Origin of the sequence: Streptomyces sp. Ag82_O1-12 (genome assembly GCF_900182715.1) — a bacterium.
GTDB lineage: Bacteria > Actinomycetota > Actinomycetes > Streptomycetales > Streptomycetaceae > Streptomyces > Streptomyces massasporeus.
The window spans coordinates 1,887,093-1,900,410 of record NZ_FXUW01000001.1 but is presented as its reverse complement, the minus strand read 5'-3'; the positions used below and the strand labels follow the sequence as shown (position 1 = coordinate 1,900,410).

The 13,318-nt window shown below is 70.5% G+C and carries 11 protein-coding genes and 1 pseudogene; 2 read left to right on the top strand and 10 right to left on the bottom strand.

Annotated elements, in window-relative coordinates; genetic code table 11:
- Window positions 1–9 precede the first annotated feature (9 nt).
- Window positions 10–2,226 carry a glycoside hydrolase family 43 protein gene (locus tag QOL88_RS08770; protein ID WP_097215885.1) on the bottom strand — a complete coding sequence of 739 codons (2,217 nt, stop codon included), beginning with the start codon at window positions 2,224–2,226 and terminating at the stop codon, window positions 10–12.
- A 248-nt stretch (window positions 2,227–2,474) separates the two neighbouring features.
- Here QOL88_RS08770 and QOL88_RS08765 point away from each other — a divergent pair, with 248 nt between their 5' ends.
- Window positions 2,475–3,629 (top strand): right-handed parallel beta-helix repeat-containing protein, encoded by a 1,155-nt coding sequence (locus QOL88_RS08765; RefSeq protein ID WP_097215884.1) that lies wholly within the window; start codon window positions 2,475–2,477, stop codon window positions 3,627–3,629.
- Window positions 3,630–3,876: 247 nt separating this feature from the next.
- On the opposite strand, the gene QOL88_RS08760 is transcribed toward QOL88_RS08765, so the two are convergent.
- The 3 genes from QOL88_RS08760 to QOL88_RS08750 form a co-directional block, all read right to left on the bottom strand.
- Entirely contained in the window at window positions 3,877–4,710 is an 834-nt protein-coding gene (locus QOL88_RS08760) for a pectate lyase (RefSeq protein WP_097215883.1), read from the bottom strand.
- Window positions 4,711–4,795: 85 nt separating this feature from the next.
- Complete coding sequence (locus tag QOL88_RS08755) at window positions 4,796–5,647, bottom strand: hypothetical protein (RefSeq protein WP_097215882.1); 852 nt, start codon at window positions 5,645–5,647, stop codon at window positions 4,796–4,798.
- Window positions 5,644–6,243, bottom strand: a complete 600-nt coding sequence (locus tag QOL88_RS08750) for a SigE family RNA polymerase sigma factor (protein WP_097215881.1) — start codon at window positions 6,241–6,243, stop codon at window positions 5,644–5,646. Before QOL88_RS08750 ends, QOL88_RS08755 begins: the two co-directional genes overlap by 4 nt.
- Before the next feature lie 270 nt (window positions 6,244–6,513).
- Between QOL88_RS08750 and QOL88_RS08745 the strand changes: the two genes are divergently transcribed.
- Window positions 6,514–7,971, top strand: coding sequence for an NCS2 family permease (locus QOL88_RS08745; protein WP_031109047.1), 1,458 nt, complete (start codon window positions 6,514–6,516; stop codon window positions 7,969–7,971).
- A gap of 107 nt (window positions 7,972–8,078) precedes the next feature.
- Here QOL88_RS08745 and QOL88_RS08740 read toward each other — a convergent pair whose 3' ends face one another.
- The 6 genes and pseudogenes from QOL88_RS08740 to QOL88_RS08715 all read right to left on the bottom strand — a co-directional run bounded on the left by QOL88_RS08740 (window position 8,079) and on the right by QOL88_RS08715 (window position 13,203).
- A complete protein-coding gene (locus QOL88_RS08740; protein WP_097222912.1) occupies window positions 8,079–9,536 on the bottom strand; it encodes a peptidoglycan D,D-transpeptidase FtsI family protein in 1,458 nt (485 codons plus the stop codon).
- Between the two features lie 76 nt (window positions 9,537–9,612).
- Window positions 9,613–10,275: a response regulator transcription factor gene (locus tag QOL88_RS08735; protein ID WP_097215880.1), complete on the bottom strand. Its 663-nt coding sequence runs from the start codon at window positions 10,273–10,275 to the stop codon at window positions 9,613–9,615.
- Window positions 10,272–11,610, bottom strand: a pseudogene (locus QOL88_RS08730) (sensor histidine kinase). Before QOL88_RS08730 ends, QOL88_RS08735 begins: the two are co-directional and overlap by 4 nt.
- Complete coding sequence (locus QOL88_RS08725) at window positions 11,607–11,792, bottom strand: hypothetical protein (protein WP_179878806.1); 186 nt, start codon at window positions 11,790–11,792, stop codon at window positions 11,607–11,609. The pseudogene QOL88_RS08730 and the gene QOL88_RS08725 overlap by 4 nt, the downstream one beginning before the upstream one ends.
- Window positions 11,793–11,952: 160 nt before the next feature.
- On the bottom strand, window positions 11,953–12,426 hold the full coding sequence (locus QOL88_RS08720; RefSeq protein ID WP_097215879.1) for a GNAT family N-acetyltransferase: 474 nt from the start codon (window positions 12,424–12,426) through the stop codon (window positions 11,953–11,955).
- Between the two features lie 3 nt (window positions 12,427–12,429).
- Entirely contained in the window at window positions 12,430–13,203 is a 774-nt protein-coding gene (locus QOL88_RS08715) for an IclR family transcriptional regulator (RefSeq protein ID WP_097215878.1), read from the bottom strand.
- Between the last annotated feature and the right edge of the window lie 115 nt (window positions 13,204–13,318).

Below are 13,318 nucleotides of genomic sequence, written 5' to 3'. Positions count from 1 at the left end.
AGGGCGGCGTCACCGCCGGACCGGCTTGATCCCCTCCAGCGTCGGCACCACGGGCTTGATGGTGCCGTCGGCCGCGAACTCCATGCGGTCGACGGTGGTCTCGCGGTGCATGCCGTCGCCGCCCGGCAGGCCGGGGCCGTTGAGGGCGAAGCGGTGGTAGACCATGTACCAGTCGTCGGTGCCGGGGGTGTTCACCACCGAGTGGTGGCCGGTGGCGAGGATGCCGTACTCGGGCCGCTTCTGAAGGATCGTCCCGCGCTTGGTCCACGGGCCGAGCGGGGACGGTCCCGTCGCGTACGCCACGTGGTAGTTCTCGCTGCGGGTGTCGTCCTCGGACCACATGAAGTAGTACGTGCCCTTCCGCTTGATGACGAAGGAGCCCTCGCGGAAGTTGTCCGGGGTGATGTCCTTCACCTTGGACGCGTCGTACGACACCATGTCGTCGTCGAGCGGCACCACGTACCCGTGGCCGTTGCCCCAGTACAGGTAGGCCTGGCCGTCGTCGTCCGTGAAGACCGCCGGGTCGATCATCTGGCCCTTGAGCGAACCGCCCTTGGCCACCAGCGGCTTGCCGAGCGCGTCCTTGAACGGGCCGGCGGGGGAGTCGGCGACGGCCACGCCGATCTGCTGCTCGGCGCAGAAGTAGAAGTAGTACTTGCCGTTCCGCTCGGCGATCGCCGGTGCCCAGGCGTTCTTGTCGGCCCAGCTCACGTCCGGCCCGAGGTCGAGGATGACGCCGTGGTCCTTCCAGTTCACCAGGTCCTTCGACGAGTACGCCTTGAACTTGGTGCCGCTCCAGCCCTGGAAGCCGTCCGTGGTCGGGTAGATCCAGTACCGGCCGTTCAGGTAGTGCACGTCGGGGTCGGCGTTCAGACCCGGCAGGATCGGGCTGCGGGTGCGCACCGCTTCGACCGTCCAGGTGCGCTTGGTGCCGTCGGCGGCCGTGACCGTGTACGTCTGCGGTGTGCGGAAGTCGCGGCGGGTGCCGGACTTCGGGCTGAGCTTCGCGCCCTCACCGACCCACAGCTTCGGGGCGAGGTCCCGCAGGCCGGCGTCCGGCTTCATGGGCAGAACGACCTTGGAGGCGCTGTCCGTGACGATCGCGTAGCCCTTCTGGTGCTTCGCCGTCGCGTCCACGACCGAGGTGGAGGTCGCCGGGTAGGCGGCCAGCAGGCGGTCGTACTCCTTCTGCGTCACCGGCAGGACGGTGCCGTGCCGGGGGCTCGCCGGGAGCTGGTAGTCCGTCGACGGGGTCCACTTGCCGGAGGCGAGGTCGGTGGTCTCGAAGGGGACGTAGCCGCGGCCGCCGTACTCGTCGATGAACAGGTACCACTTCTTCTCGGTGTTCGACTTGAACACCGTCGGGCCCTCGCCGCGGTCCATCGCGCCCTTGCCGATGCAGTCGGCCACGAGGTCGTACTTCGTGGACGTCAGCGAGGTCGACTTCTCGCCGGTGATGAACTTCGAGCAGGGGCTGGAGGAGCTGGGGTCGCGCTCGTCCTTGGTGTAGCGGTAGTACTCGTCCTTGTACTTCACGACCGTGGAGTCGATCACCGAGTAGCCCGGGTCGTTCCAGACCTTCGGCTCGCTGAAGGTGCGGAAGTCCTTCGTGGTCGCGTAGAGCATCTTGTTGTACGTGTTGCCCTTGTGGTCCGGGTCGTCGTCGGCGTACAGCTTCGACGCCCAGAAGACGACGTACGAGTCGAGCTCGTCGTCCCAGTAGGCCTCCGGGGCCCAGGTGTTGCCCGCGCTGTCCGGGGAGACCTTCACCAGGCGCTGGTCGGTCCAGTGGACCAGGTCGGTGGACTCCCAGACCATGATCGACTTGCTGCCGTGCCGTTGGACGTCGTCCCAGCTGCCGCTGGAGTTCTGGTACATCCGCAGGTCGGTGGCGATCAGGTAGAACTTGTCGCCCTTCGGGGAGCGGATCACGAAGGGGTCGCGCAGGCCCTTCTCGCCGGTCGTGGACGTCAGCACCGGCTTGCCGGCGTTCAGCTCACGCCAGTGCAGCGGGTCGTTGCCGCGGCTGAGGGCGTAGCGGATCTGCTCGCCGTCGGCGGTGCCCTCACCGGTGAAGTAGGCGAAGAGGTAACCGGCGTACTTGCTGTGCTTCACGGGTGGGGCTCCGGGGTCTGCGGTGCTGGGCGGCGCGCTGAGGAGGGTCAGTAGAAGACCGGTCAGGGCCAGGAAGGGGAGCAGGAGCGTGCGGGCGATGCGGGGGCGCATGACACTTCCTGTCGGAGTCTGGGGGATTCTGTTGGGTAGCGGCCTTGGGAGTCTCACCGGAGGGACGCAGGGCGTCAACGGGTGCGTGTGAGGCCGGTGGTTCCGAAACTTTCGGAACGTCGAGGTCTCCGGCGCACGTGACGGCGGCAACCCTTTCCGGCGCGGCGGCGACTGGTGGACGGAAAACGTGCCGGAGCGGGCCCCTCCGAGCCGTTTCCGTCCCCGATCCCCTAGGAAAGGAACGCTCCGTGCTGCCGAGCACCGGACGTCATCGCAGGACCCGTACGCTCTCCATCGCCGCGGCCGTCGCCTGTGCCGCGGGGGCCGGCGGCGTCTACCTCGGGCTGTCGACCGGCGGCGCGCAGGCCGCCTCGACGACGATCACCGTGTCCACCACCGCCCAGCTCGAACAGGCCGTGAGGAACGCCGCCGCCGGCACCGTGATCGAGGTCCGCGGCGGCACCTACTACCCGGCCGCCACCCTCAAGTCCACGGCGAACGGCACCAGTTCCGCACCCATCACCCTGCGGGCCCACGGCGCCGAGAAGGTGCGGATCGACGGGTCCAAGCTGCCCGCCGGCTCCTGGCTGGCCGGGATCTACGGCGACCACTGGACCGTCCAGGACCTGGCCTTCGTCAACTCCCCGGCCCAGGGATTCGTCGCCACGTCCTCGGTCGGCGGCGTCTTCAGGAACCTGGTCACCGCGGACAACGGCGACTCCGGCTTCACCCTGCGCGGCGACGGCACCACCGGCAACCTCGTGCAGAACCTGGACAGCCACGGCAACTACGACCCGGCGGGGCACGGCCAGAACGCCGACGGGATCGCCGTCAAGTTCGGCTCCGGGAGCGGGAACCGGATCACCGGAGCCCGGCTGTACAACAACTCCGACGACGGCCTCGACCTGTGGCAGTTCTCCTCACCGGTCACCATCGAGCACTCCTGGGCCTTCGGCAACGGCGAGAACCGCTGGAACGACGCGGCCTTCGAGGGCAACGGCAACGGCTTCAAGCTGGGCGGCGGGGGCGCGTCCGTCGCCCACGTCGTCAACAACAACGCGGCCTGGGACAACACGCTGCACGGCTTCACCGAGAACTCCAACACCGGCGCCATCACCCTGAACCGCAACACCGCGTACGCCAACGCCCAGAGCGGTTTCTACTTCGCGACCGGCACGGCCCGCCTCGGAAGGAACCTCGCCGCCGGCGACAAGGGCGGAGCGGCGAAGCTCGGCTCCTCGACGGTCTCGGCGGGCAACACCTGGGACAGCGGCATCGCCACGCCGCCCTTCAGGTCGACCGACGCGACCGGTGCGTACGGAGCGCGCCGGGCGGACGGCTCCCTGCCCGTGACGACGTTCCTGACGACCGGCTCCACGACCGTCGGCTCCACGATGGACTGAGGCCGCGCTCCCGCTCGCACGACGACGCCCCCGCCGGTGCGAAACGGCGGGGGCGTCCTGCCGACCGGCCGAGGGGGGCTCGGCCGGTACCGTCCGGCCGTCCGGAGGGGGGCTCCGGAGGGCCGAGGTGCCAGGAAGTCCGGCTGGGGGGACGGACTCCCGGCGTTCCGGTCGGCCCAAGGGGGGACGAGGGCCGACCGGAGTCACAGGGGGACGAGGGCCGACCGGAGTCACAGGGGGGCGGGTCCTACTGGTAGCTGATGTCGGACGCCTTGAACTTGCAGCTCTTGCCGTCCGGACCGGGCGGTGTCAGCTCCTTGGGCTCCTTGCCCGTGTTGTTGCCCTCGAAGCGCACACACGTCTTGATCTTCTTCTTGTCGTCGCCGTGGATGCGGATCTTCGACAGCGTCGCCGTGTCGCCGTAGTTGGCGTTCACCCCGACGATGGAGTTCATCGGCGCCGTGACGTCGATGTCGCTGAGCACGATCGTGCGCTTGTACTGCGTCTTGCAGTTGCCGCAGGAGCGGACCAGTTTGCCGGCGTTCTGCACCTGGAAGCCGGACACGTTCAGCGTGCCGGCGCCGTTGAACTGCAGCACCTTGTCGTCGGCGTTCTTCGCGCCGCCGCCGATCACCTTGTACACCGCGGAGGAGGACTTTCCCTTGAAGCTGGCCGCGTCCTCGCCGACGTCCGTCCACCACACGTTCTGCAGCGTGCAACTGCCCTTGCAGTGCACGCCGTCCGCCGCCGGGGTGCCGATGATGACGTTCTTGAGGACCGCGCCGTCCGCCAGCTCGAAGAGCGGGTCCTGACCCTCGTCCTGGCTGCCGCCGCCGAGCGCGCCGGTGCCGTAGAACATCTTCATCCCGCCGTCGCGCACACCGGAGACCGGGATCGTCTTGGACACAGGGGTCTTGCCCGTGTCCGTGGGCCAGGAGGACGCGGCGCCCGCCGTCGACAGCATCGACGTGGTGACGATCGCCGCACCCGTGATGCCGAGCGCGGACACCGCGGCGATCACGGCCCGCCGCTTGGTGGCACTGCGGCGATGGCGGACGCGCTGTTCTGCTGGTGCAGTCATGTACCGATTCCTCAGATGGGGGGTGACTCTTGCGCGTTGTGGTGGTCACCGGTGAGGAAAGGGTTGCCGCCTCTCCAGGTTTTTTTCACGAGTCGCCGTCGCCGTCGTCGACCGCGGCGAAGCCGCCGCCCACCGACAGCTGCCGCGAAGCGGCGGTGGCCGTCGCCGAGTAGGCGTCCTTCCCCGCGTCACGGCCGCCGCGGGCGTGGTCGAACTGCCCGGCGAACACCCACTCGCCCGCCGGCACCGTACGGCCCTCCTTGAGGGTCCAGGTGTAGACGAGGAAGCCGTCCCGCTCGGCGACCGTGAGAGTGAAGTCGTTCTCGGGCAGGGAGCGCCAGGCGCCCGCGTTCGAGACCCCGCCGGTCTGCGCGACCTTCAACCGCACGGTCAGCGCGGTCAGTTGCCCGCGGGTCTTGAGGGTGATGTTGCTCTGCGCCCAGAAGTCGTTGCTGTGCGGGTCGACCGAGCCGTCCGACCAGAGCGGACCGTCCTCGGTGGCGGCGGGCGGCCGCTCGGTGGCCGGGGCGCTCGGTGTCCTCGACGGCGGAGGGCCGGACTCGCGGCGCTCGGTCGACCGGCTCGGCGTCGGCTCCACCGGAGCCGGTGGCGCGGGGGGCCGGCTCGTCGCCTCCGGGGACGGGGTGGGGGTCGGCGATGTCGCGACCTCCCGCTGCCGCGGGGCGGCCTCGTCCTTCACCGCGGACGCCACCGCGTAACCGCCCACCGCCAGCACGCCGGCGACCGCGGCCGTCGCACCGGCCACCCGCATCCAGCCGAACACCGGCGGACGCGTCTCCCGGTGGCCGGAGCCGGCCGGACCGGTCATGCCGCGCTCGACCCGGGCCAGGATGCGCTCCCGGTCGGGCTCGTGTGCCCCGGCCGCCTCGTGCAGCCGGGAGCGCACCTCCTCGTGCATGTCCCGCCGCATGCTCATCGGTCCCTCCCTCCGCCCTGGCCGGTGCGCACGCCCTCCACGGCGGGCGAGCAGCGGGGAGCGCCCAGCGCCGCGTGCATCCGCCGCGGCACCCCCTGCGTCCCCAGCAACCGCTGGAGTTCGGCCATCCCCTTGGAGGTCTGGCTCTTCACCGTACCGACCGACACACCCAGCGCCAGCGCGGTGTCCTTCTCCGACAGGTCGAACGCGTGCCGCAGCACCACACAGGCCCGCTTGCGGAACGGCAGCCTGCGCAACGCCTCCTGCACGTCGACCACACCCGCGATGTCCGGGTTCTCGGTGTTCTCCTCGCGCTGCGACCAGAACAGGGCGATGCGCCGCCGCTCGCGCACCGCGCTGCGGATGCGGGTCCGGGCCAGGTTGGCGACCACACCGCGCGCGTACGCGGCCGGATGGTCGGCCGCGCGCACCCGGTCCCAGCGGTGCCACAGCGCCAGCAACGCGTCCGCCGCCAGGTCGTCGGCGGTGTCCGACTCGCCCATCAACAGATAGGCGAGGCGGGACAGTTCGGCGTAGTGACGCTCGAAGAAGGCGTGGAACTCCACGGAGGCGGCGTCGTCGACGACTGTGCCCACGGGCGACCTCTCCTCGCAGCGGCTACGGGCGCTCCCGGCCGGGGCGCCCTGTGGCTGTCATGTAGATGACATGTGATCATCCGGGGGAGGCCCGGACGAGATCGGGAAGCGTAGCAGCGATCGTCGGATGGTTCGTACGGAGCTTCGAACGTCGTATGGCAGGCCGGACTTCGATTTCGTAACACGAAGACAACCTGAACGTGGTTCAACACGACGAAAATCCAGCCAGCACCCGCACACCGATCACCCAGGCATCGAGGAGCACGCGCCATGTCCGAATCGCAGAAGGTGGCCGACCGGTCCGACGCCGCGCCACCCGCGGCGAACAGCGTCGACCGGTTCTTCAAGATCTCCGAGCGGGGGTCCACCTTCGGCCGTGAGATACGCGGCGGCTTCGCCACGTTCTTCACGATGGCCTACATCCTTGTCCTGAATCCCATCATCCTGGGCAGCGCGAAGGACAAGTTCGGGCACCAGCTGGACGCCGTCCAGCTCACCACCGCCACCGCCCTGGTGGCCGCGGTCATGACGATCATCATGGGCGTCGGCGGGAACCTGCCCCTGGCGCTCGCCGCCGGACTCGGCCTGAACGCCGTCGTCGCCTTCCAGATCGCCCCGCTGATGAGCTGGGACGACGCGATGGGCCTGATCGTCCTCGAAGGCCTGCTGATCTGCGTGCTGGTGGTGACCGGTCTGCGCGAGGCCGTCATGCACGCGATACCCCAGCCGCTCAAGCAGGCGATCAGCGTCGGCATCGGCCTGTTCATCGCCTTCATCGGCTTCGTCGACGCCGGATTCGTCAGCCGCATTCCGGACGCCGCCAACACCACCGTCCCCGTTCAGCTGGGCGGCACCGGCACCCTCGCCGGCTGGCCGATGCTGGTCTTCTGCCTCGGCGTGCTGCTGACGATCGGGCTGCTCGCCCGCAAGGTCAAGGGCGCCATCCTCATCAGCATCGTCACCATGACCGCGCTGGCGATCGTGATCAACTCCCTCGCCGACATCAAGTCCTGGGGCCTGACCACGCCCTCCTGGCCGGACAACCTCGTCGACGCCCCCGACTTCGGCCTCATCGGTGACTTCGACCTGTTCGGCGCCTTCAGCGCTCCAGGCGTCGGCGTCATCACCGTCGTCCTGCTGATCTTCACGCTGATCCTGTCCGACTTCTTCGACACCATGGGCACGGTCGTCGGCATCAGCGCCGAGGCCGGCCTGCTCGACGAGGAGGGCAAGGTCCCGAACCTCGGCCGGGTGCTGCTCATCGACGGTGCCGCCGCGGTCGCCGGCGGCGCGGCCTCCGCCTCCTCGGCGACCTCCTACATCGAGTCCGCGGCCGGTGTCGGCGAGGGCTCGCGCACCGGCTTCTCCAACCTCGTCACCGGCGGCCTGTTCGGCCTCGCGCTGTTCCTGACCCCGCTGCTCACCATAGTCCCGCTGCAGGCGGCCGCCCCGGCCCTGGTCGCCGTCGGCTTCCTGATGATGACCCAGGTCAAGCACATCGACTGGGACCGCTACGACATCGCCATCCCCGCGTTCCTCACCATCGCCGTGATGCCGTTCACCTACTCCATCACCAACGGCATCGGGGCCGGCTTCCTCGCCTACGTCGTCATCAAGACCGTCCTCGGCAAGGCCAAGGAGGTCCACTGGCTGCTGTGGGGGACCTCGGCGCTGTTCCTCGTGTACTTCGCCATCGACCCGATCGAGCAGCTGCTGGGAGCGAAGTGACGCCGAGCGCGCGCTGACACGAGGACGGGCCGCCCCCGGGGGGAAGGGGGCGGCCCGTCTCGTCCGTACAGACGGATTGTCGGCCGCGGAGGTTCAGTGGCGGAGGCTCAGTCCTTCAGCGCCGCCTGCATCATGGCCTTGGCGACCGGCGCCGCCAGGCCGTTGCCGCTGACCTCCGAGCGGGCCGCGTCCGACTGCTCGACCATGACCGCCACGGCGACCTCCTTGCCCGACGAGTCGGACTTGCCGTACGAGGTGAACCAGGCGTATGGCACCTGGCTGTTCTTCTCGCCGTGCTGGGCCGTGCCCGTCTTGCCGCCCACGGTCGCGCCCGGGACCCTGGCGTTCGTGCCGGTGCCCTTGTTCACGACGGTCTCCATCGCCGACTGCAACTGCTCGGCGGTCGAGGAACTGACGATCTCCTTCGTGCCCGCGTCGTCGTCGTAGTCCTCCAGCACATCACCGCCGCTGTCGGTGATCTGCGAGACCATGTGAGGCGACACCAGCTTGCCGCCGTTGGCGATGGCCGCCGACACCATGGCCATCTGCAGCGGGGTGGCCGTGACGTCGAACTGGCCGATGCCCGTCAGGGCCGTCTGCGCCGGGTCCATGTCCGACGGGTACACGCTCGGGTAGGCGCGGACCGGCACGTCCAGCTTGTCGTCGTTGAAGCCGAACTTCTCGGCCATCGCCTTCACCTTGTCCTGGCCGAGCTTCACGGCCATCTTGGCGAAGACGTTGTTGCACGAGTACTCCAGCGCCGTGCGGATGGTCGCGTTCGTGCAGGGCGCGTTCGGGTTCTCGTTCGTCAGGTCCTGGCTGGTGCCCGGCAGCGTGTACGGGTCCGGGCTGTCCGTCCGCTCGTCCACCGACGAGTACAGCCCGTCCTCCAGCGCGGCCGCCGCCACGACCAGCTTGAACGTCGAACCGGGCGGCAGCGGCTGCCGCAGCGCACGGTTGACCAGCGGCTTCTCGGGGTCCGAGGTGAGCTGCTGCCAGGCCGCCCCCGCGGTGTTGGCGTCGGTCAGCGAGGAGGGGTTGTACGACGGCGTCGACACGACCGCGAGGATCTTCCCGGTCTTCGGGTCGACGGCGACGGCACCGCCCTTCTTGCCGCCGAGCGCCTCGTAGGCGGCCTTCTGCACGTCCGGGTCGATGGTCGTGACCACGTTGCCCGGCTCGGCCCGCTGGTTGGTGAGCGTGTCCATCACGGACTTCAGCCGGCTGTCCGTGCCGTTGAGCAGGTCGCTGTAGATGCCCTCCAGCTGGGTCGGGGCGTACGCCTGCGACGCGTACCCCGTCACCGCCGCGTACAGCGCGCCGTCGGTGTACGTCCGCTTGTACTTGAGGTCGCTCTTCTTCGTCGGCGCCGAGCCGGTCACCGACCGGCCGCCCACGATGATGTTCCCGAGCGGCGCCGAGTACGTCTCGATCGCGTTCCGCCGGTTGTCCTTGTCGTCTGCGAGCGCCCGGCCGTCGTAGAACTGCACCCAGGTCGCCCTGACCAGCAGAGCGAGCACCAGGAGCAGCGAGAAGACCGAAGCGCGCCTGATCGTCTTGTTCATTCCGAACTGGAGGACGAGCCACACCGGGCGGATCGTTCCCGTCCGTCCTGGTTTCTCATCCGGCGGGCCGGTTTTCTCATCCGCCGTTCAGAAAACCGGCCTCGTACGCGGCGATCACCGCCTGCGTGCGGTCCCGGGTGCCGGTCTTGGCCAGGACCGCCGCGACGTGGGACTTCACCGTGGCCGGGCCGACCTCCATCAGAGAGGCGATCTCCGCGTTGGTCAGGCCTCGCGCCATGTGGCGCAGCACCTCCCCCTCGCGCCCCGTGAGCTTCGCCACCCACGCGGGCGGCGCCGGGTGCGCGCGGGCGTGTTCGGTCGCCAGGGTGCGCACGGCCGCCGGGAACAGCAGGCTGTCGCTGCGCGCCACCAGCCGGATCGCCTGCACGAGCGCGTCGGCGTCCGCCCGCTTCAGCAGGAACCCGGCGGCTCCGGCCCGCAGCGCGTCGTACACGTAGGCGTCGTTCTCGAACGTCGTCACCACGACGATCCGCGGCGGATCGTCCAGCGTGGCGAGGATCTGTTCGGTGGCGCGGATCCCGTCGGTCTCCGGCATCCGCACGTCCATGAGGACGACGTCCGGCCGCATCTCCCGGACGACCGAGATCGCCTCGGCGCCGGTGGCCGCCTCGCCCACCACGTCCAGGTCGGGCTCGGCGGAGAGGATGGCGCGCAGCGCGGTGCGCACCATGCGCTCGTCGTCGGCGAGGACGACACGGATCGGGGCCGGGCGGTTCATACGGGTCCTTTCATCGGCAGGCGTGCGTGCAGCCGCCAGGTCTGCGCCGGAGCCGCTCCGGCTGTCGGGGTGCTGCCCGGGGGTGGTGTCGCGGTCGGTTCGGTTGTCGGGGTGCTGCCCGGCCGGGGGGCCGCCGCCGGTCCCGCCGTTGCCGTGCCGCCCAGCAGCCTTGCCCGGTCCGCGATGCCCCGCAGCCCGTGGCCGCCACCGGCGCGGGAGGGCGCGGGGCCGGTGACCGGGTTCTCCACGGTGATCTCCAGCTCCCCGTCCGCCACCGCGATCCGCACGTCCACGGCCGCCCGCTCACCGGCGTGCTTGAGGGCGTTGCTCAGCCCCTCCTGCACGATGCGGTAGGCCTCCCGGGACAGCAGCGGGGGCAGCGCCTCCGGGTCGGCGTCCACGGCGGCGCTCACTCGCTGCCCGCCCGCCCGGGTACGCCGCAGCAGCCCGTCGAGGTCGGCGGCGAGGGTCGGCGCCGGGGCCGTGCCGGGGGCGTCGCCCTCACGCAACACGCCCAGCACGGCGTCGAGTTCACCGACCGTGCGCCGGGTCGTGTCCTCGATCGCGGCGAGGGCCTCGCGGACGAACTCCGGGTCGGAGTCGAGGACCCGGCGGGCCGCGCTCGCCTGGAGCGTGACCGCGCTCAGGGCGTGGCCCACGGAGTCGTGCAGCTCCCGCGCCAGCCGGTTGCGCACGGCCAGGTCGGCCGCGCGGGCCTCGGCGGCGGCGAGCCGCTCCCGGGGCGTGGGACCGAGCAGCAGGGGCGCCCAGCGGGCCAGCAGCGCACCGCAGCAGGCCGCGCAGCCGGCGAGAGCGACGAGCCCGACCGCGCCCGCGACCGGGGCGAGCGCCAACACCCAGGCGTGGTCGAAGACTTCGGGCAGCCTGAGCCGGCTGCCGAGCAGCCCCGAGAGGACCGGCAGCACGATCAGCGTGGCGGCGAACGGCGGCAGCGCCAGCGACATCCCCGCGATGATCCCGCCGAACCCGAGATGCAGCGTGAACCAGGCGGCCGTACGGCCCTTCTCGCCCCGTGTGCGCGCGGGCCCGAGGGCGAGCCGGTCCGTGTCCACCCCGCACAGCCAGCGCACCGCCGCCGACTCCAGCGGCCGGGTCAGCGGGAACAGCGAGGTGACGGCCGCGAGCGGCAGGCCCACGGCGAACGAGGCGAGTTGGAGGGGGGAAGGAGCCGAAGACGTCCGCGGAGCCGGTGACCGGGCCGATGACAACCGAGCCGACCAGCACGTACGGCATGGCCAGCGCACCGCCGAGGATCAGATGGATCCAGCGCAGCCGAGCCCGCCGGCCGAACAGCGACCGGACGACTGCGCTCACGCCGCCCGCCGCGCGGTCCCGGCCGAGCGTTCGGCGAAGTGGTGGACGCCGATGGCGGAGACGAGGAGGCCGACGAGCATCTGGCCAGCGTAGGCGAGGTTCATCGGCGGCGTGGCGCGGTCGGCGAGGTCCGCCGGGCCGCCGAGGGAGGCCGGCGGCAGCCACCCGTCCCAGCAGGCCAAGGCCCCCGAGCCGATCCGGACGAGCGAGGGGGCACCGACACGGGCAGGGCCCGGCCGCGCCGGAAGGCCGGCAGCACGGCCCCGGTGACCGCAGCGAGCAGGAACACGACGTACAGGGGGCCTCCAGGACGTAGAAGTCACCGCCCCGGTCCGCGGCCGCTCAGCCCTCCAGGATGAGCACCGCTTCGTCGATCTCGGCGCCTCGGGCCGGGGCGTACCCGCGGGCCGTCGCCGTCACCCGGAACCCGCACTTCTCCAGCACGCGCAGCGACCCCGTGTTGTCCGACGCCGCCCGCGCGTACAGCGGGCGCTCGGGCACCTCGGCGAGCAGCGCCCGCAGCGCCCGCGTGGCGATGCCCTTGCCCCAGTACGCGCGGTCGACCCAGTACGTCACCTCGCGCTCGCCCGGCACCCCGTACACCCCCGCGCTGCCGACCACGTCCCCGTCGGCCAGGACCGTACGGACGACGACGTCGGGCGAGGAGCGCATCCGGGACCAGCGGGTGTCGAAGGCGGCCCGGTCGGCCGGGTCCTCCGGGGTGAAGGCCGCCATGCTCAGGGACTCGGGGTCGTTCATCTGCCGGAAGAAGACCGGCAGATCGCTGTCGTGGACCTGGCGCAGCTCGACGTTCATGTCTCAGAGCCTACGGGTGGCCAGTGTCAACCGGTCCCGCGCGTCGAAGAGCGCGTCCTTGACCAGCTGTTCGTGCGCCGGCGTCAGCCGCGCCACCGGCACCGAGCAGCTGATCGCGTCCCGCGCCGGGGTGCGGTACGGGATCGCCACGCCGAAGCAGCGCAGCCCCAGGGTGTTCTCCTCGCGGTCCACGGAGAAGCCCTGCTCCCGGATCTGGTGCAGCTCCTCGATGAGCTTCTCGCGGTCGGTGATCGTGTGCTCGGTCAGCGCGGGCAGCGTCTCCGGGAGCATCTTGCGCACCTGCTCGTCCGCGTACGTGCTCAGCAGCGCCTTGCCGAGGGACGTGGAATGCGCGGGCAGCCGGCGGCCGACCCGGGTGAAGGGACGCAGGTAGTGCTGGGACTGGCGGGTGGCCAGATAGACGACGTTCGTGCCGTCGAGGCGGGCGAGGTGGATCGTCTCGGTCGTGTCGTCCGAGAGCCGGTCCAGCGTCGGGCGGGCCGCCGCGACGACCTCGTCACCGTCGATGTACGACGTGCCGACCAGCAGGGCCCGCACGCCGATGCCGTATCGCGTGCCCGTCGCGTCCGTCTCCACCCAGCCCAGGTCGACCAGGGTGCGCAGCAGCATGTAGAGGCTGGATTTGGGATACCCGACGGCCTCCTGGACCGCCGCGAGGGAGTGCATGCCGGGGCGTCCGGCGAAGTATTCGAGCAGTTCAACCGTTCGTACCGCGGACTTGACCTGCGCCCCGCCGCCCGTCTCGCCAGCCGACATCGCCCTTGACCCCTTCGTTGGACGGGAAATAGTCTCCACAGCATATTCATCATCAGAGACAGCGTTCAGTATATCGAACGTCCCTGGTGGGTGACCCAGTACTGCGGCAATACAT

Coding starts and splice junctions, on each gene's coding strand:
- QOL88_RS08745 (WP_031109047.1), top strand. CDS start 6,514: ATGTCCGAATCGCAGAAGGTGGCCGACCGGTCCGACGCCGCGCCACCC.
- QOL88_RS08720 (WP_097215879.1), bottom strand. CDS start 12,426: ATGAACGTCGAGCTGCGCCAGGTCCACGACAGCGATCTGCCGGTCTTC.
- QOL88_RS08770 (WP_097215885.1), bottom strand. CDS start 2,226: ATGCGCCCCCGCATCGCCCGCACGCTCCTGCTCCCCTTCCTGGCCCTG.
- QOL88_RS08735 (WP_097215880.1), bottom strand. CDS start 10,275: ATGAACCGCCCGGCCCCGATCCGTGTCGTCCTCGCCGACGACGAGCGC.
- QOL88_RS08760 (WP_097215883.1), bottom strand. CDS start 4,710: ATGACTGCACCAGCAGAACAGCGCGTCCGCCATCGCCGCAGTGCCACC.
- QOL88_RS08755 (WP_097215882.1), bottom strand. CDS start 5,647: ATGAGCATGCGGCGGGACATGCACGAGGAGGTGCGCTCCCGGCTGCAC.
- QOL88_RS08740 (WP_097222912.1), bottom strand. CDS start 9,536: ATGAACAAGACGATCAGGCGCGCTTCGGTCTTCTCGCTGCTCCTGGTG.
- QOL88_RS08715 (WP_097215878.1), bottom strand. CDS start 13,203: ATGTCGGCTGGCGAGACGGGCGGCGGGGCGCAGGTCAAGTCCGCGGTA.